Origin of the sequence: Nostoc sp. (assembly GCF_036917755.1) — a bacterium.
Lineage (GTDB): Bacteria > Cyanobacteriota > Cyanobacteriia > Cyanobacteriales > Nostocaceae > Nostoc.
In genome coordinates, this window is record NZ_JBALFC010000043.1 from 12,891 (window position 1) to 34,372 (window position 21,482).

A 21,482-nucleotide genomic window follows, 5' to 3' on the forward strand; every position below is an offset into this window, starting at 1 on the left:
AAGTTTCTGAATTGACTTGTGAAACCCTTAAATATAGAATCCATAATTCACAATTTTTTAAAAAGGTATATATACATCTACAAACTCAAATCTACCGTCATAGCGGTAAATTTTATTCAAATTTCTGGCTACTATTGAGCCTATTTTTTTATTTTCATTTAAAGAGTCAATAAACTTTGTTGGTATATCTAACGATATTATAATGGATTTACTAACTTCGTTCCAATCAATATCTGCTTTTACATCTTTCACAAAATCATCAAGCGCCTTTCTATATCCATATTGAAGTAGTTCAAAATACAAACTAGTCTTTATTAAATCGTAAAACTCATTAAATAATAGTTTTAATTTATCTTCATTACTTGTAGCATCGATATAAAAGTTATCATATTTTTGCTGGAAGAAATTGCAATTAGCTAGATGATAAAGATTATATTCTTCTAATACATCGCTAAAAACTTCAGCTTTAATAAAATGAACGCGAGCAATAATTTCTTCTTTATTTATAATATATCTAGCAATATAATTATCTTCATCTATTTCAAATGTATTAATATTTTTTTCTTCAAAGAGTATTCTTATTAATTTTGAATCTATTATCGAAATAAGATTGAACTGATAAATATAATTTAATTTTTCTCCTATTCTTCGTTTTGGTAGAGAATTAATTTCATAGGACTGCGCTTTCATTAATGAACTAATAGAGGTAAAGATCGCCGTGTCATTTTTTGGATTTCCACTATCAATATCCATTTCTTGATATGCAAAAATTTGAAATTTAGGTGTACATAAAGCTCTGCCAACTTTCTTGTTAATTATATTTTCATAATAATCATTTTTAAATTCACTCATAGAGGTAATAAATTCTAAAACTTTATTATTAGACCAAACATGAACAGGTTTTAATTCCAAGTTTGGATCTTTTTCGTCAAGTTTCTTGGAAAGTAAAGCCCAAAGATTTTTTTCACTTTTCTTACAGCTAATAATAAGTGTAGTAAAAATTCTAATATCCTTCGTAGTCATAACCTTGTAAGCTATTATATCAATTTCTCTTACCTCTTCTTTCACATCATCAATATAATATTTATTGTTTATTGTAGACCATCCAGATTTCCGAAGGATTTCAGAAATACGGAATTCTAAATCAAAACCTGTCTTTTTAATATTCAAATGGTATTTTTCAAGACTCATATGTAATTTGTTCTGCTAATTTTTATAAATAAACATCATAAAAAATGACAAAATTAAATGTTAGTTGGGCAAAAGTGCAAGAGACTAATTTCAGCGATCGCTCTCCTTTTCTGCGTGATATTTACCCTTTTGGTTGACCTTATAACTACCCTTCCAAGTCAGCGATCATATCTAACAAGTTGGGCATTACAAAAAAAATGTAGAATAGGTTCAGAAGTATTCAAAGCTATGCCCACTCTACAAAATATAATTCTGATTACCAATATTGTGCGTGGGCAAAAACTTAGGAACAGTACAGATAGTTCAGCAACATATTTTTAATTATTTATTCACCCAAAGACCTTTCTATTGCCGTATCTCTGAGTGCAACTTACCCGCTTACTTCACCTTGTAACCACCCTGACAAATCAGCAAGAGTAGAGAAATCCAACAAAGCATCACCTAAAGCTTCCAACTGTTCCACCGATAACTCTTGAATCTGGGACAGAAGCGCATCAGGAATATTACCCACGCGCCGATTTAATAGTCGTAAAACGATCATTCTTTCTCCTTCAACTTTTCCTTCTTCTCGCCCTTCTTCTCGCCCTTCCTCTCGTCCTTCCTCTCGCCCTTCTTCCTTCGCTTCCAGAATAGCCCGTGGTTCTTCCAAATTCAGTCCCAACATTGCTTGAATCTCCTCTCGACTTAAGGTTAGAAAACTTGTAAACAATAATCGTCGTCACTAAATCAATTATCGCTTGCTCCGATTGTTGCCGTGCTTGTTCCAGCAAAAACCGCGCCCCTTCCACTGCTTCGGTTTCAGAAGTTACATTTGTCAGCAACATCAAACCTAATCCCAAAGGTTGTTCTCGCAAATCCCCCAACTCATCCAGATAAACCCGCCTGACTTGACCACTTTCCAACAAAGCGCGGTGAATCGAAGAGGAAGAAGGTTCCAGGCTGCGAGAGCCAAAAATTATTACCCCAAACCAGTCATCATAACGAATAGAGTGGCGGTAGAGAAACAAAAACAATTCGCTAAAGAAGCGGTGATATAAGTCTTCGTCCTTCTGAAACTGGACTTCCGCAAAAAAGACGGTTTTGGAAACTGCATTCGCGGGAGGTAAAAACACGCCATCAATCCGAAACGCCGTTTCTTTCACCTCAACTGATTCAAACTGGTAGTTTTCCGCTTCTGCGGGTGGTTCATCTACCAATTCAAACAGCAAACCGGGAAATTGCTTAAATAATTTGTAGAAGATGGTGTCACGTCGCATTTTTATTCCTCAACACCCAGACAATTACCAGATTGTAAAGGCTTGAGACAACAATTTTAGCGATCGCCCTCAGACCGCGATAAAATTCTCAAGCACAACCGCGCACTCCATGCCAATGCAAATTAACTGGGAAACTGCCAAAACCTACGAAGATATTCTGTATCAAAAAAATAATGGCATTGCGAAAATCACCATTAACCGCCCCCACAAACGCAATGCCTTCCGTCCTAAAACTGTCTTTGAACTATACGATGCTTTCTCTGATGCTCGTGAAGATACTACTATTGGTGTTGTCCTATTTACTGGATATGGGCCACACACTGATGGCAAATATGCCTTCTGTTCTGGTGGCGATCAAAGTGTGCGCGGACATGCGGGTTATGTGGACGAAACTGGCATTCCCCGGTTGAATGTGCTGGACTTACAACGCCTGATTCGTTCCATGCCAAAAGTGGTGATTGCCCTAGTAGCTGGATATGCGATCGGTGGTGGACATGTCCTACACTTGATTTGTGACCTTACCATTGCCGCCGATAACGCTATTTTCGGACAGACTGGCCCCAAAGTCGGCAGTTTCGACGGTGGTTTTGGAGCCAGCTATCTCGCCCGCATCGTGGGGCAAAAAAAAGCCAGAGAAATTTGGTTTCTCTGCCGCCAATATGATGCACAACAAGCTCTAGAAATGGGCTTAATTAATTCCGTCGTCCCAGTGGAACAACTAGAAGCCGAAGGTATTCAATGGGCGCAGGAGATTTTAGAAAAAAGTCCGATCGCAATTCGGTGTCTCAAAGCCGCCTTCAATGCTGATTGTGACGGACAAGCTGGTTTACAAGAACTCGCTGGCAATGCCACCCTACTTTATTACATGACAGAAGAAGGGTCTGAGGGCAAACAAGCCTTTCTCGAAAAGCGTCCACCAGATTTTCGCTCTTTTCCTTGGTTGCCTTAAAATTGCAAAAATCGCATCTAACTAAAGGGTGCGATTTTTGTAGATGTCAACTTTTACAGCAGTGACATACTCCCACCACTGATTGCAAGCAATACAGTGTGGGCTTCTCACCCAATCCGGCTATTGCTTAGGAGGCGATGAGCTTTATTAAAGAGACGGAATGCCCTACCGCCCCTACTTATTAATTTTATTTTAACTTAAATTTGTTTGTTTCCTCCAGGTCTTATTTTTCTCGTGCTTACGCACATCTAAAAATAAGACAGTCGTCAACAACTTATTCGCATTCATCCCACACTACTATCGACGTTCAGATGCGGGGCTTCTGCTGTTGAAGCTAAAAATCTTAAAAACAAATCTTATTTTAAGCAGACTACAAACTCAGTCCAGTAATAATGGATGACTAAATAACCACTGCTTTACTCTTTACCTGTTCAGATATAGAGGCAGTTATTTCCTTTACAGGGGCAAGAGCAGCATTGTCTAAATCTGAGGTCAAGGAGTGAGAAGAGGTTAAAACTGGGGCTGCATCTGGCAAACTCCAAGCATCTTCCAAGGTTTCCCAAGTAGGTGCAAAAGGTGGGAGCGCCAAAGAGCAAGCCTTCCAAGTTGCTTGAACTGGTGCGCCCAACTGCTGGCACATTCCGCCACGGCGACCCTCAGGCTGGTAATGACGGCAATATCTACAGGCAGATGTTAAAAATTTAATCGGTTTCATATTGATTCATCTTTAATGTCGTTTTCGGCTGCATTTCACTCTTATATTTTGCTTCTATGTATAAACAGGGATAAGAGCCAAAAAGTGATTATTTTCTATAGGTTTCAGCGATTGCAAGCTAAAAATAAACTTTAGGATATTTTTATATTCTTGTTATATATTTCAATAATCTTGAGAGTACTTACATATAGATTTTAGCTAAAAATTATTAGGGATCAAGACTAAAACTCAATATTTTGATTTATCCAGCCTTTTAACTTCCTCCTTAAGGATAGTTTAAGGGAGAGAATTTAAGATAAATAGTCTGCTTTAAATCCCAAATTCGGCATTTCTCGGATGAAAATATCTTTTTATCCAGAATCAGAACTATTTTATGTGGTAGCAGCAAGTTAGTTCAGGATAAATTCTGCTCAACCAATAATCGCTAAATTATTTTGCTTTTAATTTAGGTCAGGATTGATTCCCTTCAAAACTGTTTAGCAGCACAAATAGAACAGACTTCCCAGCGCTGGAGTTCACCGGGTGGGGTGGGAGATTGACACTGGGGACAAAGGGGTAAGTCATGCGATCGCGATCGCATGACCCTAGTCCAATGTCTAAAAGCAGCATTTACATCCTTGGTGGGTGTAGCATCAGGGCGGCTAATCTCATCACCAAGGTAACTGGGATGCTCATCGGCTGAAACCGTTTGTTGTTGTTTTCTCTCCACAGATGGATTCTGCCAGCTAGCAGTAGAGAAGCGAATATCAACCAAAGGCGTTGGCAGCTTTTTATTCAACTTTAAAAGCAGAGATGAGCGACCAAAAGTCAGGTTTTGCGCCCAAGCAGCACTAGAAGTTGCTACCCACAAAACATCGCGCTGGATTGACAATGGTCGAGTATGTGCGGCAACTACTGGGCCAACAATTTCTTCCCAAAACTTGAGCAGAAGTTGAAATGGTTGCTCCTGCCATTTAGCCTGCTTTTCCAGAACGCCTAAAATATCATTAATTGATTTCAACGACATCGTTAAAAGTGCTGAGTGGGGAGTGGGGAGTGGGGGAGATGAGGGAGATGAGGGAGACGAGGATAGGACTTACGCATGAGTTACGGAATAACGAACCGCAGAGGCGCAGAGGACACGGAGAAATCAGAGTTTGAGAGATATTTTGCGTAAGTCCTAGAGGAGAATAACCAATGCCCCATGCCCAATGCCCCATGCCCCATGCCCAGTCTTTATAATTTCCGTTACTATTGTCACAAATATATCTAAAGTTAATTCCAGCAGTTTACGTTTGAGGCACAGAGACAATGACTCAAAACCCCCTGAATGATTCCGGTACTCAATCGTCTAAAACACCTGGGTTGAAACCAGCACTAGCAGCAGCACTAGCGAGTTTAGAGGTGCCGCTAGATCAAGAGTTAGCTCGATACCGACGCACGCGAACTAGTTTGATGTCATCGAACCATCCCCGTATTTCAAGTTACATGAGCAGTCAACCCCAGCCTTTGACTGCCATTAATACAACATCGGGCACAACTCAGTCATCAGTAACGGAAATTAAAACCAACGTGCCGTCTGTATCTGTACCGATGAATCATCAGGGAACGCCAGCTATGGCAAAAATTGACGTAGCACCCGCATCTGTAGCTGTGAATCCTGAAATGAACCCAGCGCCAGCTACGGCAAATACTGAAGAAGTAAATAATCTCAATGTGCCCTCGATCTCAGATTCTGCTAAAACACAAACTCAACTTCCACCACCCCCGCCTAACTTAAGTAGCAGCATTGTGCCAGTTGTCGTTAAAGATACTAAAAGCAAAAATCTCTTGCAGTCAGATGACACCCCTAAGCACCCAGATGACTATTTGGAATCTAGTGAAGCACTGCTGCGAAGTCTGAAAGAAGAACAACCAGAAACTAAGAAGCCAGGCAATTATAACGACAGTCTGCTATCACCTTTGGGTATCGGCTCCATGTTGCTGCTATTGGTGGCGAGTCTTACCTTGGGTTATGTAGTGTTCAATCCTAAAAGCTTCTCACAATGGAATTTAGGCAAGTTGTTTAACGGGAACTCCTCTCTGGCACCAGAAAATACTGAGCAAGTTGAGAGTAATATCCAACCTCAAATACAGCCACCAAGCAGTTCTATACCTAAGTATCCCAATCTAGCTGCCCAAGAGTTCCCTGAAGTGAGAGATCCCAATGATGTAGTTGGCTTACAACCCAAAGTCCAACCAACCCTCGCAGTAGTGCCTAATCCAGTCGTTCCCCAAAAAAGAGCAAATCCTCAAGCAGCGTTGCCTACTCCCAACATAGCTCTAAAGGCGACAAATCCGATCGCCTTAGCACCAGTACCGACGGTACAGCGCTTGCCTCTTTTGAATTTGCCTCCCACTTCACCAGCAAAAACCTCGCCCAACCCAATCGCAACCTCACCAAAGCCGAATGCAGAAATCAAACCAGGAACAGATGGGTTCTATCATATAGTGATAGACAATAAAGGCGCGGCTTTAGCCTCAGCACGACAACTAGTTCCCGATGCTTATTTATCACCTAACAAAGAATTGATTTATCTGGGTGCTTTTAAGACTAAAGCGCAAATAAAACAACAGATGCAACTGTTACAGGCAAAGGGAATTAACGCACGAGTTCAGCAGCCATGAGTTGCAAAATTCTACGATACCATGAGATAACAGTGCGGAGTTAGGAGTTAGGAGAGACGCGATTAATCGCGTCTGTACAGGAGTTAGGAGTGCTGAGTAGTCAGGGCTATTTCATTCTTGGCATAACCCGCCCAGAAATAAATTTTCTGGCTAATAGCCCAAGTCCGTTTTAACTGACTCAAAAGCTTATTGATAGTCGGTTTTAACCGAGTTTAGCTGTGAAATGGGGAATTTATTCCCTGGCGGGCTAGGGGAGAATGAAATAGTCCTGGCTAATTCGTGAATGGAGAGCCGACATGGAATTAATCAAACGTATCTTGCGCGTGATTCGCGCTAATCTCAATAGTTTGATCGGTGGTGCAGAAGATCCAGAGAAGATTCTGGAGCAAGCTGTCTTGGAGATGCAGGAAAATCTGGTGCGGTTGCGGCAGGGTGTCGCACAAGCGATCGCTACCCAAAAACGTACTGAACGACAGGCGGGGGCTGCTCAGTCTCAAACAGAAGAATGGTATCGCCGCGCCCAATTAGCCCTGCAACAAGGCAACGAACCTCTAGCACGCGAAGCTTTGACTAAGCGCCAAGCCTATAAAGAAACCAGTACAGCCCTCTTTTCCCAGATAGAGCAGCAAAATGAGATAGTAGGTAGGCTAAAAAAGGATATGCGATCGCTAGAGTTAAAAATTGGCGAGGCCAAAACTAAAAAAGATATGTATATTGCTCGCGCCCGTTCTGCGGAAGCGTCTTATCGCCTCCAGGAAATGCTCGGCGGAGTTTCTGCTACCAGCAGTCTGAGTGCCTTTGAGCGCATGGAAGAAAAAGTTTTGCAAATAGAAGCTAAATCAGAAGCGATCGCTCAACTCAGTAGCGACGATTTGGAAACACAATTTACTTCTTTGGAATCTACTAATGATGTAGATACCGAATTGGCAGCAATGAAGGTGCAGGTTTTAAACCAGGCAGAAAATACACAGCACAACAGTCTCCTCACTGAGGAGAACCAGAACACAGCGCAGCCTCCCCAACAGCAGTTACCTAAAACTCAGGACTCATGAAGTTCGGCTAATTACCCCAGTTTCGAGATATCTTAAAAATTAAGAGTTGTTAGAAGGTACTGATTCAAACCAGAAAGATTACATTGAAATAGGTAGCTATTAAAAAGTAAAAAAGCTAACTGTCCAACAAAAAGCGTAAACCAGACAAGGAAAAACAAAGTTATGGGATTATTTGATCGCATTAAGCGAGTAGTTAGTTCTAACCTCAATGACCTGGTTAACAAAGCCGAAGACCCCGAAAAAATGCTAGAGCAAGCCATCCTGGAAATGCAGGAAGACTTGGTTCAACTGCGTCAGGGAGTAGCCCAGACGATCGCCAGCCAAAAACGCAGTGAAAAACAGTACAATGATGCCCAAAATGAAATCAATAAGTGGCAACGCAATGCCCAACTAGCGCTGCAAAAAGGTGATGAGAACTTAGCACGACAAGCTCTAGAGCGCAAGAAAACTTATACTGACACCAGCGCCGCCCTCAAAGCTAGTTTGGATACACAAAGCACTCAAGTTGAAACCCTCAAGCGCAACTTAATCCAGCTGGAAAGCAAGATTTCTGAGGCTAAAACCAAGAAAGAAATGCTCAGAGCTAGAATCACTACTGCCAAAGCCCAAGAGCAACTTCAAGGCATGGTGAGTGGGATGAATACCAGTAGTGCAATGGCTGCCTTCGAGCGGATGGAAGAAAAAGTCTTGATCCAAGAATCTCGCGCCCAGGCACTAGGAGAGTTAGCTGGTGCAGATTTAGAAACCCAATTTGCTCAGTTGGAAGGTGGTAGCGATGTTGATGATGAATTGGCAGCTTTGAAAGCGCAAATGTTACCACCCGCTACTCCCCAAAATCAACCCCAACTACCACCACAACAACAAACCACTGCTCCTGCTCCTAAGTCTAATGAGGTGGTTGATGCCGAGTTGGATTCCCTACGCAAGCAATTGGATCAATTGTAAAATTGGCAGAAAACTTATTTGAGCCAGTCCCACGCCTGTTGGCTGTGGGATTTTACGTCATTAGTCAATACTTTGGGATAAAGTATTGTGTGTGCCAAGTTTGATCGCTACCTGATGGAGACTGCAATGAGTAAGGCTGTAATCACCATAACTGATGCTGAGTTTGAAACCGAAGTATTAAAAGCCGAGCAGCCTGTATTAGTTTACTTTTGGGCTTCCTGGTGTGGGCCTTGTCAATTGATGTCGCCCGCGATCTCTTCAGCTGCTACCACATATAGCGATCGCCTCAAAGTCGTTAAAATGGAAATCGACCCCAACCCACTCACTGTTAAGCAGTACCAAGTGGAAGGTGTTCCCGCCCTTAGACTATTTCAAGACCAGGAAGTTTTGATATCCACTGAGGGAGTCATCAGCAAAGATAAATTACTCGCTCTCCTAGATACGCACTTAAATAGTAATTAGTCAATAATTCATGACAAATGACAAATGACTAATGACAAATGACTAACATACAATTTGCAAAGCGTTTACAACCCCTGCGATCTAATGTATTTGCTGATATGGACAGAGCCAAGGCAGTCGCTTTGGCAGCTGGACGACAAGTAATTGATTTGTCGTTGGGGTCTTCTGATTTACCAGCTGAAGCACATGTCATTGAGGCGATCGCCCAGTCTCTACACGATCGCAGTACCCACGGCTATCTATTGTTTAACGGTACCCTTGGGTTTCGCCAAGCCGCAGCCAACTGGTACGAACAAAAATTTGGCATCAAAGTCGATCCCGAAACTGAGGTACTACCTCTGATTGGTTCTCAAGAAGGCACCGCCCATTTACCCCTAGCAATACTCAATCCCGGAGATTTCGCCCTGTTACTCGATCCAGGTTATCCCTCTCACGCCGGGGGAGTCTACTTAGCTAGTGGTCAAATCTACCCGATGCCACTACGGGCAGAAAACGGTTTTTTACCAGTGTTTGCTGATATTCCTGCCCCTGTCTTGGCTCAATCGCGGATGATGGTATTAAGTTATCCTCACAATCCCACAGCTGCGATCGCACCTTTATCTTTCTTCCAAGAAGCTGTCGCCTTCTGTCAACAACACAATCTCGTGCTGGTTCACGATTTCCCCTACGTAGATTTGGTATTTGGCGAGAGTGGGGACTGGACAGATTCTTCTCCCAATCCAAAATCCAAAATCCAAAATCCAAAATCGCTAGTTCCTTCAATTCTGCAAGCTGATCAACAGAAAAGCGTCTCGATTGAATTTTTCACCCTTTCCAAGTCCTACAATATGGGCGGCTTCCGCATCGGTTACGCCATCGGTAATCCTCAGTTAATTAACGCCTTACGCCAGGTAAAAGCCGCCGTTGATTTTAATCAGTATCGGGGGATTTTGAATGGTGCGATCGCTGCCCTGACTGGCTCTCAATCTGGGGTAAAATCTGCTGTTGCGACTTTTCAGGGGCGGCGTGATGCTTTCATCAACGCTTTACACCGCATTGGCTGGAACGTTCCCACTCCCCAAGCCACAATGTACATCTGGGCAAAATTGCCCTCACCTTGGAGTCAAAACTCCATAGAATTTTGTACTCAGCTAGTCAAACAAACTGGTGTAGCTGCTTCCCCTGGTGCTGGCTTTGGCAAATCTGGAGAAGGATATGTCCGTTTTGCCTTGGTGCATGAGCCACCTTTGTTAGAAACGGCTGTGGAAAGAATCGCCCAGTTCCTTGATTGAATTTCTTTTTAAAAAAAAGGTAGCAGAGGGGTAATTTTTACCCCTCTGCTACAAGCAAACGGAGGTATAAACTTGATTATTTAATTGGCATGAACCAATTCTTGAGGCGCTGCGGCATCATATTCTACAGCTTTAACAAATTCCTTGAGAACATCTTTGAGTCTTTGCTCAATTTCCTCATCTAACAGGACGCTGTTATCAGCTTGTCGTTGAACTTGTTTGTCTACCGCATAAATAGTCGCTAGGATATGTCGCGCTCCTAATTCAGATAACACAGGTTTCAAGGCATATTCAATTGCCAATAAATGAGCGATCGTCCCACCAAGAGCAATTGGTAACACGGGTTTACCTGTGAATGATTTTTGTGGGAGCAAATCTAGAAATGTTTTCAGCACTCCTGTGTAAGCAGCTTTGTAGATTGGAGTGGCAATAATCACACCATCAGCCTTTGCTAATAAAGCTTTTGGGTGTTCTAAAGCAGGGCTATCGTATCGTCCAAAAATTAAATCTTCAGCAGGCAGATCCCGAACTGAAATAATGTCTACATCCAAGCCTTCTTTTTGTAAAAGCTTGGCAGTGTATTCGACAACACCATAGGTTCTAGATGGGTGGGTTGGACTACCAGCGATCGCTAGAATATGAGTCATTCAATTAAACTCCCAATTTCTAAAATGGGTTGAGTATGTTTTGTGGTTTTGGTCTTCATAGCTGATGCTGTGTTAACCTTCTCACTCAGACGTTTGTAGGGACGGCGTAAACTCATACTCTCTACTTCCCAGATGTAGCCATGAATAACTACATCCTGGGGAATTAAAGCAGAATTACGCAGCAATTCCACCTGCTGTATGCAGATTTCATCCACATCGGTAAACGTTTTGATCCATTTGGAAAAAACGCCTTTTGGTAGCTTCAACTCTGGCAAAGCAGGATCGACACTAACTTGATCCACGTCAATACCTTGATTTCGCAATACCTCACTGAGAAAGTCTCCTGATGCTGTCATCATGCCACATTCGGTATGATTAATAACGATGATTTCTTTTGTGCCAAAAAACTGTGTAGTTAACATCGCTGACCGAATAGCATCATCTGTAACTAACCCACCCGCATTACGGAAAATATGAGCATCTCCTTCACCAATTCCTAATGCTTTCTCCACAGGTAAACGTTCGTCCATGCAAGCTAGCACCCACAAGCGTTTATTGTTAGGTATCCCCACCTGACGACGCAATGCCCACGCTTCTTTTTCTGAGATTTTTTGGTCAATTTGTTGGTGCAACATGGCTGGTAATCTACTAGTTCTTAATTACTAGGATATGGACGTAGCTCTTTCTTGAGGCTGTTGCTTAGGGAAATCTTCATTTGCCACAATCTCACCAAATGGGCTCAAAACATGTTGTTTTTCCACTGCTGGCAGATTCTCCAAGGGCAGATGGGGAAATAGAAGTTCTGCGACTCGATAAGCTTCCTCTAGGTGGGGATAGCCAGAGAGGATAAAGGACTCAACACCCAAAGAAGCGTATTCCAACATCCTGGCAGCTACGGTTTGAGGATCGCCTACTAAGGCCGTTCCCGCACCACCCCGCACCAAACCGACTCCTGCCCAGAGGTTCGGGCTTATCTCTAGCGCCTCACGATTACCGTGGTGTAATTGGGTCATGCGGCGTTGTCCTTCTGAATCCATCCGGGCATAAGCTTTTTGAGCTTTAGCGATCGCTTCGTCATCCACATACCGAATTAAGTCATTCGCCGCATCCCAAGCTTGACTCTCGGTTTCGCGCACAATCACATGTAGGCGAATCCCAAACCGCAAAGTCCGGCCTTCTGATAAAGCAAGTCTGCGAACTGATGCAATCTTCTCGGCTACTTGTGCCGGTGGTTCGCCCCAAGTTAGATAGACATCTATATGTTTGGCAGCAATTTTTTGAGCAACACCAGAAGAACCGCCAAACCACAAGGGCGGATATGGCTTCTGAACGGGTGGAAACAGCAGTTTACCATCCTGAATGTTGAGATAGTCGCCCTGAAGATTGGCTTGTTCACCACTAGCGATCGCTCGCCATACTGTCAAAAATTCATCTGTTAATTCATAGCGCTGATCGTGATCCAAATGCAAGCCATCTCCCGCCAACTCCACAGGATCGCCCCCGGTAACAACATTAATCAGCAACCGTCCTCCAGAGAGGCGATCAAAAGTCGCCGCCATCCGTGCTGCTACCCCAGGTGATACCAAGCCGGGACGAATCGCCACCAAAAAACGCATCTGTCGCGTCAGTGATACCAACGTTGACGCTACAATCCAAGCATCTTCGCAAGAACGTCCCGTGGGCAACAATGCCCCTGTATAACCAAGGTCATCCACCGCTTGGGCTATCTGCCGCAGATAAGGAAAGCTTACTGCCCGTCCGCCTGTAGCAGTTGCAAGGTAACGTCCGTCGCCGTGGGTTGGGATGAACCATAGTAGCTGCATGAGTCCTGTCCTTAAAACTACGATAAGTCGATAGAAATACCGTATTTTGTTTATAGTTCTGAAAGTAGCACATATTCTACTTAATTAAGCAAAAAGTTTTCAGAAAACTACGGTATCTCTATCAAACCAATGTATATTAAGCTGTGTTCAATCAGGTGGCGATCGGAAAAATTGGGCATTGGGCATTGGGCATTGGGCATTGGGCATCAATTGTCCCCCTGCTCGACTACATTGGTGTCAACTTAAGCCAAAACCCTTTTCAAACCTCGTTTCCAGCCTCTGGCTGGAAATGCTGCTCATTGCGGCTCTGCCGCTAGTCTTGAGGCGGAGCCTCTAATAGGCATTCCCAGTCTCCGACTGGGAACGAGAAAATCTCTAAAAGCTGCTTATAGACTGGCTTTCAGCTTAAGTTGACACCTATGGCTCCCCTGCTTCCCCTACATCTATGCACGACCTGTAACACACATCCAGGTGTACTGTCCAAAATCAGGTAAAGTTGATCTGATTCCCGTGCAGTCTTTTGTTATTTCTTAGCTAATTTTAATGAGATTATCAGCGCTAATTCAGAGCGATCGCTGATTATAGTCATGAAGTAGTGAATCCCGTACTGGAGTTGATTGGCCAGTTAAGGAGAAAATAGAAAATAATAGATATATGGACAAACGCTATTTTTTACAGGCTAGTGCAGTAATAGTCGGCACAGCATTGTTATCAAGGTATATCAATTGGGAGTCAGAAGCGATGACAACTTCTCAGAGTGGATTTGAAATTACCAAACCAGAGTCAGAGTGGCGCACGATTTTAACGCCAGAACAGTTTAGTGTGTTGCGTAAGCATGGGACTGAACGCCCTCACACCAGCCCATTGGATAAGGAATACGACAATGGCACTTATTTTTGTGCCGCGTGTGAACAGCCACTGTTTACATCTGATACAAAATTTAACAGTGGTACTGGTTGGCCGAGCTTTTTTAATCCAATTGAAGGTGCGATCGCTCTAACTGTAGATAAGTCGTTGTTTATGACCAGAACTGAAGTACATTGTAGTCGCTGTGGTGGTCATCTGGGTCATGTTTTTGATGACGGCCCTGCACCCACTGGTAAGCGCTACTGCATGAACGGTGTTTCGCTGAAGTTTACTCCTGCTTGATTCAGTTGCGTCACCGATAGCGTTAGCGAGTCATTGAGCGTCACGAGCGTCACAGCCCTTGGTAGATATCGCACCCCCTAACCTAAATCATCTATTTGCTTGGCTCTTGTTTCTCCTTTTTGTCTTTGGGATCTTTTTTAGGTTTTTTAGCTTCTTTATTACTTTTTCTTTCCTTAGACATTAGCGTTCTCCAACTAGGTTAATCAGTGAAAGCTTCCACATTCTGCCCTCAGGAAATCAGGAGATGACTTACCTGATTTTTTTTTAAGGCAAAAAAGAAAGCATCAGACATGAATGCTACCAACTACCATCATAGGGTGTTGTTTAATTCACTGTCAGTTAAATCTATATTGCCAGAGGTTGCCCAAATTCCATAAAGATTTAGGATACAGGATAATTTTTTTGACTCTCACCTGTAACCTATCTCCTTCTTAACTCCTAACTCCCTTTTCTAATTGCTCTAACGATTTCATCCTCTGCCACCAATGATTTAGGGGATAATAGACTACAGGTGCCCACAGACTACTAAGAATGGCAGAAGCTAGGGCGACACGTTGGTAATATGTCCAAATATCTGTTATTTTGCGTAGGCTGTGCCCGCCTTCGGCATCGTCGCTGATCAAAGTTAATTGCAACCCAAAGATAGTTTCTGCCAAAACTGCCATACCAAAGACAATTACAGCAATCGAAATAAAATCTTCTTCGATAAAACGTTGTTTTTGGAGCAGACTAGTTAAAATTCCCACTATACCTAAACTGAGCGCATGAGTAGGGTTAAGTGATGTCATTGAATCTTGAAGTAGCCCCAGAACTATACCTGCGAATGCTCCAGAAAACACTGGGCGCTTCACACTCCAAGCCACCACCCAAATTAACAGCCAATTAGGGCCAATTCCCAATAATTCCATCCCTGGCAGGCGAGTTGGCAATAATAATAAACATAACAGTACAGATCCAACCGTCACTATCCAACCCAACAACTGACGTATACCGGGATGCCAACGAGAAAGCGGCGGGATTTGGAATTTCGATTTTCGCTCTGACGATTTTGGCTTTGTCTGCCTGCTGTTACCAAATGCAGGAATCTTCATTTTTCTATAGATTTTCTCAAAGAATTTACTTAGACTTTTGCGGCACTTGATTTTCCGACTCTTGGTTTTCTGGCTTTGGATAAACAGCTACCCAATCGAGAGAGCGGATTGGCGGAAAAAGCTCAATTTTCGCCACTGATGCGGGAAGTTTCTTTAAATCCAGCGATTTAATTCGTCCTACTGCCAAGCCAGAGGGAAATTTCTGACTATAAGTAGATGTGGAAACTAAATCTCCTACTTTGACATTTGGGACTTTTTCATAAAACTCCAGCACAGCTTCCGCCGAAGAATCTCCTCGCAAAACGCCTTTAGCTGACGTGCGGCTAACTGATACACCCACTTGACTATTGAGGTCACTGATTAACAACACGCGGCTAGTATTGGGAGTTACACTCTCCACCAGACCCACTAATCCGCCATCTGCCTTGACTATGAAGCCTTCACCAATCCCCACATTCGCACCACGATTCAGGGTAACTTGTTGCCACCACTGGTCAGCACTACGTCCTACCACCCGTGCTGGAATTGGCCGTGATGTCAGTGGCTCTTTTTCCACATAACCTAATAAATCTTGTAGTTTTGTTTTTTGACTTTCCAAATCTACTATCCGAGTTTGCAATTCCAATATCCGGGCATCTCTGAGACGTTCTTCTGGAGTTGGCCCTGACTGCAACATCTCTAATGGACGGGTAATTGCCTGGTATGTCTCAAGCACCAGTTCACCTTGAGTCTGTCGCAATATCCAAGCACTAGCAACTACTAAAGCTAACAACCCGATTTGTAACCCTTTACGATCCCACCAACGCCGTATTGTAACCATATATACCTTTATCTACCTATATAAATGAAGTTCTACTTGGATTCTATTTATATAGAACCCAAATAGAACTCAAATAGAACTCAAATATGATATTTTTTTTGCTACATATTGCGAGAGCTTTCGGTGACAACTCGTTCCAACTGTTTGAAGTTTTCTAACACACGACCTGTTCCCAGCACAACACAGCACAAAGGATCGGCAGCAATGTGGGTAATAATCCCTGTTTCATGGCTAATTAGGGTATCTATGCCTTTCAGCAAAGCACCGCCACCAGCTAACATAATACCTCTGTCAATAATGTCTGCTGCCAGTTCTGGAGGTGTGCGTTCCAGTGTCCGCTTCACAGCTTCTATAATTACTGATAGTGGTTCCAACATGCTTTCACGGATTTCTGGGGCTTTGATTGTGACAGTTCGCGGTAGACCAGAAAGCAGGTGTAAGCCTCGGACTTCCATCATGGCTTCATTATCATCATGAGTCGGATAGGCAGAACCAAGCCGAATCTTGATGTCTTCGGCTGTACGTTCACCAATGACTAAGTTATGAACTTTCTTAATATACTGAATGATCGCTTCTGTCAGTTCATCTCCAGCAATGCGTACTGATTCGCTGATTACTGTACCCTGAAGACTTAGCACCGCAACTTCTGTTGTGCCACCACCAATATCGATGATCATGTTGCCAGTCGGTTCAGCAACAGGTAATCCTGCACCAATTGCCGCAGCTATTGGTTCATCGATTAAATACACTTTTCTTGCCCCTGCTTGATGGGCTGCATCCATTACAGCTCGCCTTTCTACTCCTGTGACACCACTGGGAATACCAATAACAATCCGGGGTAAAATTAGGGATCTGCCTTCATTTACACGCTGAATAAAGCTTTTCAGCATTAGCTCGGCTATATCGAAATCAGCAATTACACCATCACGCAAGGGGCGGAGGGCAATCACATTTCCGGGTGTGCGACCGAGCATTTTTTTGGCTTCTTCTCCCACTGCTAGTGCGACCTTTTCGTTGACATCGATCGCAACTACAGAAGGTTCTTGCAGTACAATACCTTTACCAGATACATAAACCAGGGTGTTAGCGGTACCGAGGTCGATACCCATATCCCATGATGTGCGAAAGTTCCTAAAAATACCCACGCGTCTCTAAGCCCCCTATGTGCGATACTTTTTGACTACAACGGTAAGAGTTAATCGTGCCGGATTTGATGAAGTTTGTATCCTGAGTTGAGTAAACTAGACTATATTTTTAGATGATTCCCAGGAATATTTACTATCTCTCAAGCTTCAATTTTTTGATATTTTCTGATTAACTAAGTATATCCGTATACTTTTATGTGTTTCTCCAAGTAGTATGTATAATTTTTCAAGTCAACTATATTGTTAACTGTTTAACACATTATTTTCAAGTGTTTCATAATTCGCTATGATGAAAGTCAGAATTAATGAGTACACCTGTACTGAAAGGTAACGCACATGAGTATTAATATTGTCACCCTTGTTGGTCGTGTAGGTAGCGACCCTGATATAAAATATTTTGAATCTGGTAGTGTTAAGTGTAGATTGACACTAGCTGTAAAAAGGCGATCGCGCAACAGCGATGAGCCTGACTGGTTCACGCTGGAATTATGGGATAAGACGGCTGAGGTAGCAGGTAATTATGTGCGTAAGGGAAGTCTAATTGGTATCAAAGGTTCCTTAAAGTTTGACACATGGAGCGATCGGCAAACAGGAGCAAATCGTTCTACACCAATTATTAGAGTAGACCAATTAGATTTATTAGGCTCTAAGCGCGACGGAGAGGGCGGTACGGGAGATACGTCTTCAGAACATTTTTAATAGGGCATTGGGCATTGGGCATTGGGCATTGGGCATTGATTATTAGTAGGTTGGGTGGAGGCTTTGCGTAACCCTGCGCTCCGCTCCACCTAACCTACGTCTAAGCGAGATGGAGAGGGCAGTACAGCAGATACGTCTTCAGAACATTTTTAATTTATCATTGGTCATTAGTTCTTAGTAATGCTAATGACAAATGACAAATGACAAATGACCAATGACCAATGACCAATGACCAATGACTAATAACTAATTTGCAACGTCACTGATGCTTCTACTTCCTGTTCACCCCCAATTACAGGGGTGGAAGCATCTGCTGACTTGGCAGCCTCAGCCCGTAAAAACATGGGTGGTCTAGGTGGACTGGCATTATTAACTTGAATGCTCACTATTTCTTTGGATTTTAAACCCAAAGCACTGAAAACAGCATCAGCTTGCTGCTGGGCATCTTGAGTGGCTTCTTTTAATGCTTGTTTTTGCGCTAAGGCGATCGCTTCATCATTCGCAACAAAACTAATACCGTTAATTTGTGTTGCACCCGCTTTCACTGCATCATCGAATAATGTACCAGCTTGCTCGGTAGGAATGCGAAAGCTCACGGTGTTATTGGCAGCATAGCCTGTAATCCTCTGCACATTATTGGTGTAGCTGTAAACTGGGTTGAGACTGATACCAGTAGTTTGTAATTTTTCGACATTTTTGCTCTTGAGAAACGCAACTACAGCAGATGACCTCCGGGCGGCTTCTTGCTGTACCTCCTGTGCTGTTTTCCCCTGAATCTCCACTCCTAAACTGACTTGCGCCAGGGTTGTCGGAATTGTTTCGACTCCGCGACCACTGACACTAAGGGTTCGCCACAATTTCTCCTTTTCTTGTGCCAACGCAGGTAGTACAAAAGTTGCACATAAAAGCATTGCTAAAGGCAGTATTTTCCACAAGTTTCCATTGGGAAACTGAGAACCGGGAAAAGCGGCTCTAGTCATAAGATTTGCACTCCTCAAAGTATCCACAGATGTTTTTGATAAACGTATGTAACAATCTTTTGGTGGCCGTTGAGAGTCAACGGCTACCACAAGTTTTTCATAACTTAAGTGCGATCGCTAGATCCGATTTGTATGTTCTTACTTTGACACTGCGATCGTCAAATGCTGAAATGGTTACATTTTTGGAAACTAAAAAAATTACACTCGCCTTTTTGGAGATTTTGTCGTGGCGTATTGGCTGCTAAAAACTGAACCGGAAAATTATTCCTACTTCGATTTGGAACGGGATGGCAGTACAGTTTGGGATGGAGTCAACAATTCTCTAGCGCTGAAACATATACGTACCATGCTTCTTGGTGACTTGGCGTTAATTTATCACACAGGCAAAGAACGGCAAGTCATTGGTTTAGCAGAGATAATTGGTCAACCCTATATCGATCCAGCACTTAATGACAGCAAACGGGCAGTTGTAGATGTGCGGGCATTACGAAGAGTACACCAACCCGTTACCCTAGCCCAAATAAAACAGGACAATAAATTTACAGATTTTGACTTACTGCGACTTCCGAGACTGTCTGTAGTCCCGGTTGGGGAAGTCTACTGGCAGCGCTTGATTGAGTTGACAAATGGTACAAAGTAAGGTTTAAAAGCTGCCAATTGCGTCTCCATTGATAGATGTTTTTCAGAAACGCGTCAGAATCAAAGAGAAGGATTTTCACAGAACCCATGCATTTGTTAGATCCAATCAGCTTCACTTTTCCTCTGCTGGCTAGCGCAACACAAGCCGCAGACAGTTCAATGGTAGTCGCAGCAGTGCTACTAAGCTTAGTAGTCATTTATCTCGCCAGCAAAGTTGGTGGAGAGTTATCAAACCAAGTGGGTTTGCCGCCTGTCTTAGGAGAACTCGTAGGTGGTGTGATAGTTGGCATCTCTGCTTTCCACCTTTTAGTGTTTCCAGAAGGCAGCACAGACAGTTCTAGCTCTTTGATCATGTCCTTCCTTCAAATCACTGCCGGTTTAACACCTGAAGCCACTCCAGGGGTGTTTGCAGCGCAGTCCGAGGTCGTTTCCGTTTTAGCAGAATTGGGTGTGATCATCTTGCTGTTTGAAATCGGCTTGGAGTCGAATTTAAAAGATTTAATGGCAGTTGGTATCCAAGCTACCGTCGTCGCAATAGTCGGGGTAGTAGTACCCTTTGCTGCTGGGACTGTGGGACTGATGACTTTGTTTGGTATTGGCGCTGTACCCGCAATTTTTGCTGGGGCAGCTTTGACTGCCACTAGTATTGGTATTACTTCCAAAGTGCTGTCAGAATTGGGGCGACTCAATTCTAAAGAAGGGCAGATTATTTTGGGTGCTGCCGTAATTGACGATGTACTAGGAATCATCGTTTTAGCAGTAGTTGCCAGTTTAGCTAAAGATGGCGTGGTCGATGTCAGCAAAGTCATTTATTTGATGATCAGCGCCACTGGTTTTATTTTGGGAGCAATCCTACTAGGTAATGTTTTCAATAAGTCCTTTGTGGCGATCGCTGATCAACTCAAAACACGCGGTGGACTAGTAATACCAGCATTCATCTTCGCCTTTGCTATGGCATACTTTGCCGCCGTCATCCACTTAGAAGCAATTCTAGGAGCTTTTGCGGCGGGTTTAGTCTTAGAAGAGACAGATAAGCGCAAAGAACTGCAAAACCAAGTCTATCCCATTGCCGATATATTGGTGCCAATTTTCTTTGTGACTGTTGGGGCAAAAACCGATTTGGGAGTGTTAAACCCAGCAATTCCCGACAATCGTGAAGGTCTAATTATGGCAACTTTCCTGATCACAGTAGCCATTCTCGGTAAAGTAATCACAGGTTTAAGCGTGTTTGGTCAACCGGAAATCAACCGTTTAGCGATCGGTGTGGGGATGATACCTAGAGGCGAAGTTGGGTTAGTGTTTGCTGGTGTCGGCGCTGCCAGTGGCGCTCTCTCGAAACCATTAGGGGCAGCAATTATCATGATGGTTATCTTGACAACCTTTTTAGCTCCTCCTTTGTTACGCTTTGTATTTCCAGACCCAAAAACTGTAGACGCAGGCTCAGAGCAACTAATTTTAGACGGTTCCTCTGGGACATCGTTGGTAATTGAACCACCTCCGTCGAGGGTGCCAGCATCAAATGACAATGGCAATTTGGAAGTAACCCCAGATTCTGGCGATCGTTAATCATTGGGCATTGGGCATTGGGCATTGGGCATTGGGCATTGGGCATTGGGCATGGGGCATTGGGCATTGGTTATTTCCCTCATCTCCCCCATCTCCCCCATCTCCCAAAGGCTATCTCAAGTGCCTTGGGATGTTGCGATTGTGCAGTGGAAACTTCTCTTCCTAAATCTCCGTCCCGTGTGATTGTAGAATAATCGTTTGTTTGTAATTTCTACCAGCATTCAGAATGTTACTTATTTCCGTCTCAGTTGTCAGTCCTCGGCTTGTGAGCCTTTATCTGAATATTTTCCAGGTAATTGGGAGTAACACCCATAGATTTTGCTAGATCATCTGACAGTAATGGGAATAATTTACTCAGTGCATCAATGGCAACAAAGAATAAACACTTATCAGTGAACGGCTATCAGTTATCAGTTTTCTAGCTTTATTGGGAGTC

22 protein-coding genes and 1 pseudogene are annotated in these 21,482 nt (G+C 43.2%); 11 read left to right on the forward strand and 12 right to left on the reverse strand.

Annotation, left to right across the window (positions count from 1 at the left end; all coding sequences use genetic code 11):
• Positions 1 to 57: 57 nt before the first annotated feature.
• Positions 58 to 1,191 (reverse strand): hypothetical protein, encoded by a 1,134-nt coding sequence (locus V7L05_RS10840; RefSeq protein ID WP_335164163.1) that lies wholly within the window; start codon positions 1,189 to 1,191, stop codon positions 58 to 60.
• Positions 1,192 to 1,561: 370 nt separating this feature from the next.
• Positions 1,562 to 2,447: pseudogene (locus V7L05_RS10845) on the reverse strand (Rpn family recombination-promoting nuclease/putative transposase).
• Between the two features lie 115 nt (positions 2,448 to 2,562).
• Between V7L05_RS10845 and menB the strand changes: the two are divergent.
• Positions 2,563 to 3,396 carry a 1,4-dihydroxy-2-naphthoyl-CoA synthase gene (menB, locus tag V7L05_RS10850; RefSeq protein WP_335164183.1) on the forward strand — a complete coding sequence of 278 codons (834 nt, stop codon included), beginning with the start codon at positions 2,563 to 2,565 and terminating at the stop codon, positions 3,394 to 3,396.
• A 400-nt stretch (positions 3,397 to 3,796) separates the two neighbouring features.
• On the opposite strand, the gene V7L05_RS10855 is transcribed toward menB, so the two are convergent.
• Together V7L05_RS10855 and V7L05_RS10860 are read right to left on the reverse strand one after the other, a co-directional pair.
• A complete protein-coding gene (locus V7L05_RS10855) occupies positions 3,797 to 4,111 on the reverse strand; it encodes a hypothetical protein (RefSeq protein ID WP_335164164.1) in 315 nt (104 codons plus the stop codon).
• A 466-nt stretch (positions 4,112 to 4,577) separates the two neighbouring features.
• Entirely contained in the window at positions 4,578 to 5,117 is a 540-nt protein-coding gene (locus V7L05_RS10860; protein WP_335164165.1) for a DUF721 domain-containing protein, read from the reverse strand.
• A 284-nt stretch (positions 5,118 to 5,401) separates the two neighbouring features.
• Between V7L05_RS10860 and V7L05_RS10865 the strand changes: the two genes are divergently transcribed.
• From V7L05_RS10865 to V7L05_RS10885, 5 genes are all read left to right on the forward strand, one after another.
• Positions 5,402 to 6,757 (forward strand): hypothetical protein, encoded by a 1,356-nt coding sequence (locus V7L05_RS10865; RefSeq protein ID WP_335164166.1) that lies wholly within the window; start codon positions 5,402 to 5,404, stop codon positions 6,755 to 6,757.
• A gap of 296 nt (positions 6,758 to 7,053) precedes the next feature.
• On the forward strand, positions 7,054 to 7,809 hold the full coding sequence (locus V7L05_RS10870) for a PspA/IM30 family protein (RefSeq protein ID WP_335164167.1): 756 nt from the start codon (positions 7,054 to 7,056) through the stop codon (positions 7,807 to 7,809).
• 162 nt (positions 7,810 to 7,971) lie between these two features.
• Complete coding sequence (locus V7L05_RS10875; protein ID WP_335164168.1) at positions 7,972 to 8,754, forward strand: PspA/IM30 family protein; 783 nt, start codon at positions 7,972 to 7,974, stop codon at positions 8,752 to 8,754.
• Between the two features lie 126 nt (positions 8,755 to 8,880).
• Complete coding sequence (locus tag V7L05_RS10880) at positions 8,881 to 9,216, forward strand: thioredoxin family protein (RefSeq protein WP_335164169.1); 336 nt, start codon at positions 8,881 to 8,883, stop codon at positions 9,214 to 9,216.
• A 38-nt stretch (positions 9,217 to 9,254) separates the two neighbouring features.
• Positions 9,255 to 10,487 (forward strand): LL-diaminopimelate aminotransferase, encoded by a 1,233-nt coding sequence (locus V7L05_RS10885; protein ID WP_335164170.1) that lies wholly within the window; start codon positions 9,255 to 9,257, stop codon positions 10,485 to 10,487.
• An 80-nt stretch (positions 10,488 to 10,567) separates the two neighbouring features.
• On the opposite strand, the gene ssuE is transcribed toward V7L05_RS10885, so the two are convergent.
• Genes ssuE through ssuD form a run of 3 tightly spaced genes read right to left on the reverse strand, consistent with a single transcriptional unit; the run spans position 10,568 to position 12,957 of the window.
• The gene (gene ssuE / locus V7L05_RS10890; protein WP_335164171.1) at positions 10,568 to 11,134 is read right to left on the reverse strand and encodes an NADPH-dependent FMN reductase; all 567 of its coding nucleotides are present in this window, start codon (positions 11,132 to 11,134) and stop codon (positions 10,568 to 10,570) included.
• Complete coding sequence (locus V7L05_RS10895; protein WP_334949515.1) at positions 11,131 to 11,769, reverse strand: beta-class carbonic anhydrase; 639 nt, start codon at positions 11,767 to 11,769, stop codon at positions 11,131 to 11,133. Before V7L05_RS10895 ends, ssuE begins: the two co-directional genes overlap by 4 nt.
• 27 nt (positions 11,770 to 11,796) lie before the next feature.
• Positions 11,797 to 12,957 carry an FMNH2-dependent alkanesulfonate monooxygenase gene (gene ssuD, locus V7L05_RS10900; RefSeq protein WP_335164172.1) on the reverse strand — a complete coding sequence of 387 codons (1,161 nt, stop codon included), beginning with the start codon at positions 12,955 to 12,957 and terminating at the stop codon, positions 11,797 to 11,799.
• 654 nt (positions 12,958 to 13,611) lie between these two features.
• On the opposite strand from ssuD, the gene msrB reads away from it, so the two are divergent.
• Positions 13,612 to 14,106, forward strand: coding sequence for a peptide-methionine (R)-S-oxide reductase MsrB (gene msrB, locus V7L05_RS10905; RefSeq protein WP_335164173.1), 495 nt, complete (start codon positions 13,612 to 13,614; stop codon positions 14,104 to 14,106).
• A gap of 431 nt (positions 14,107 to 14,537) precedes the next feature.
• On the opposite strand, the gene mreD is transcribed toward msrB, so the two are convergent.
• From mreD to V7L05_RS10920, 3 genes are all read right to left on the reverse strand, one after another.
• Positions 14,538 to 15,197, reverse strand: a complete 660-nt coding sequence (mreD, locus tag V7L05_RS10910) for a rod shape-determining protein MreD (protein WP_335164174.1) — start codon at positions 15,195 to 15,197, stop codon at positions 14,538 to 14,540.
• 25 nt (positions 15,198 to 15,222) lie between these two features.
• Entirely contained in the window at positions 15,223 to 16,017 is a 795-nt protein-coding gene (gene mreC / locus V7L05_RS10915; RefSeq protein WP_335164175.1) for a rod shape-determining protein MreC, read from the reverse strand.
• Positions 16,018 to 16,118: 101 nt separating this feature from the next.
• Complete coding sequence (locus V7L05_RS10920; protein ID WP_292793711.1) at positions 16,119 to 17,126, reverse strand: rod shape-determining protein; 1,008 nt, start codon at positions 17,124 to 17,126, stop codon at positions 16,119 to 16,121.
• A gap of 372 nt (positions 17,127 to 17,498) precedes the next feature.
• Between V7L05_RS10920 and V7L05_RS10925 the strand changes: the two genes are divergently transcribed.
• Entirely contained in the window at positions 17,499 to 17,861 is a 363-nt protein-coding gene (locus V7L05_RS10925) for a single-stranded DNA-binding protein (protein ID WP_334823126.1), read from the forward strand.
• Between the two features lie 239 nt (positions 17,862 to 18,100).
• On the opposite strand, the gene V7L05_RS10930 is transcribed toward V7L05_RS10925, so the two are convergent.
• Positions 18,101 to 18,841 (reverse strand): SIMPL domain-containing protein, encoded by a 741-nt coding sequence (locus tag V7L05_RS10930; RefSeq protein ID WP_335164176.1) that lies wholly within the window; start codon positions 18,839 to 18,841, stop codon positions 18,101 to 18,103.
• A gap of 29 nt (positions 18,842 to 18,870) precedes the next feature.
• Here V7L05_RS10930 and V7L05_RS10935 point away from each other — a divergent pair, with 29 nt between their 5' ends.
• The 3 genes from V7L05_RS10935 (at position 18,871) to V7L05_RS10945 (ending at position 21,046) form a co-directional block, all read left to right on the forward strand.
• Complete coding sequence (locus V7L05_RS10935; protein ID WP_335164177.1) at positions 18,871 to 19,086, forward strand: hypothetical protein; 216 nt, start codon at positions 18,871 to 18,873, stop codon at positions 19,084 to 19,086.
• Positions 19,068 to 19,481 (forward strand): EVE domain-containing protein, encoded by a 414-nt coding sequence (locus V7L05_RS10940; protein ID WP_334949506.1) that lies wholly within the window; start codon positions 19,068 to 19,070, stop codon positions 19,479 to 19,481. The genes V7L05_RS10935 and V7L05_RS10940 overlap by 19 nt, the downstream gene beginning before the upstream one ends.
• Before the next feature lie 86 nt (positions 19,482 to 19,567).
• On the forward strand, positions 19,568 to 21,046 hold the full coding sequence (locus tag V7L05_RS10945) for a cation:proton antiporter (protein ID WP_335164178.1): 1,479 nt from the start codon (positions 19,568 to 19,570) through the stop codon (positions 21,044 to 21,046).
• Here V7L05_RS10945 and V7L05_RS10950 read toward each other — a convergent pair whose 3' ends face one another.
• Positions 21,047 to 21,154, reverse strand: coding sequence for a histidine kinase (locus V7L05_RS10950; protein ID WP_335164179.1), 108 nt, complete (start codon positions 21,152 to 21,154; stop codon positions 21,047 to 21,049).
• Positions 21,155 to 21,482 lie beyond the last annotated feature (328 nt).

Coding starts and splice junctions, on each gene's coding strand:
- V7L05_RS10840 (WP_335164163.1), bottom strand. CDS start 1,191: ATGAGTCTTGAAAAATACCATTTGAATATTAAAAAGACAGGTTTTGAT.
- menB (WP_335164183.1), top strand. CDS start 2,563: ATGCAAATTAACTGGGAAACTGCCAAAACCTACGAAGATATTCTGTAT.
- V7L05_RS10855 (WP_335164164.1), bottom strand. CDS start 4,111: ATGAAACCGATTAAATTTTTAACATCTGCCTGTAGATATTGCCGTCAT.
- V7L05_RS10860 (WP_335164165.1), bottom strand. CDS start 5,117: ATGTCGTTGAAATCAATTAATGATATTTTAGGCGTTCTGGAAAAGCAG.
- V7L05_RS10865 (WP_335164166.1), top strand. CDS start 5,402: ATGACTCAAAACCCCCTGAATGATTCCGGTACTCAATCGTCTAAAACA.
- V7L05_RS10870 (WP_335164167.1), top strand. CDS start 7,054: ATGGAATTAATCAAACGTATCTTGCGCGTGATTCGCGCTAATCTCAAT.
- V7L05_RS10875 (WP_335164168.1), top strand. CDS start 7,972: ATGGGATTATTTGATCGCATTAAGCGAGTAGTTAGTTCTAACCTCAAT.
- V7L05_RS10880 (WP_335164169.1), top strand. CDS start 8,881: ATGAGTAAGGCTGTAATCACCATAACTGATGCTGAGTTTGAAACCGAA.
- V7L05_RS10885 (WP_335164170.1), top strand. CDS start 9,255: ATGACTAACATACAATTTGCAAAGCGTTTACAACCCCTGCGATCTAAT.
- ssuE (WP_335164171.1), bottom strand. CDS start 11,134: ATGACTCATATTCTAGCGATCGCTGGTAGTCCAACCCACCCATCTAGA.
- V7L05_RS10895 (WP_334949515.1), bottom strand. CDS start 11,769: ATGTTGCACCAACAAATTGACCAAAAAATCTCAGAAAAAGAAGCGTGG.
- ssuD (WP_335164172.1), bottom strand. CDS start 12,957: ATGCAGCTACTATGGTTCATCCCAACCCACGGCGACGGACGTTACCTT.
- msrB (WP_335164173.1), top strand. CDS start 13,612: ATGGACAAACGCTATTTTTTACAGGCTAGTGCAGTAATAGTCGGCACA.
- mreD (WP_335164174.1), bottom strand. CDS start 15,197: ATGAAGATTCCTGCATTTGGTAACAGCAGGCAGACAAAGCCAAAATCG.
- mreC (WP_335164175.1), bottom strand. CDS start 16,017: ATGGTTACAATACGGCGTTGGTGGGATCGTAAAGGGTTACAAATCGGG.
- V7L05_RS10920 (WP_292793711.1), bottom strand. CDS start 17,126: ATGGGTATCGACCTCGGTACCGCTAACACCCTGGTTTATGTATCTGGT.
- V7L05_RS10925 (WP_334823126.1), top strand. CDS start 17,499: ATGAGTATTAATATTGTCACCCTTGTTGGTCGTGTAGGTAGCGACCCT.
- V7L05_RS10930 (WP_335164176.1), bottom strand. CDS start 18,841: ATGACTAGAGCCGCTTTTCCCGGTTCTCAGTTTCCCAATGGAAACTTG.
- V7L05_RS10935 (WP_335164177.1), top strand. CDS start 18,871: ATGTTTTTGATAAACGTATGTAACAATCTTTTGGTGGCCGTTGAGAGT.
- V7L05_RS10945 (WP_335164178.1), top strand. CDS start 19,568: ATGCATTTGTTAGATCCAATCAGCTTCACTTTTCCTCTGCTGGCTAGC.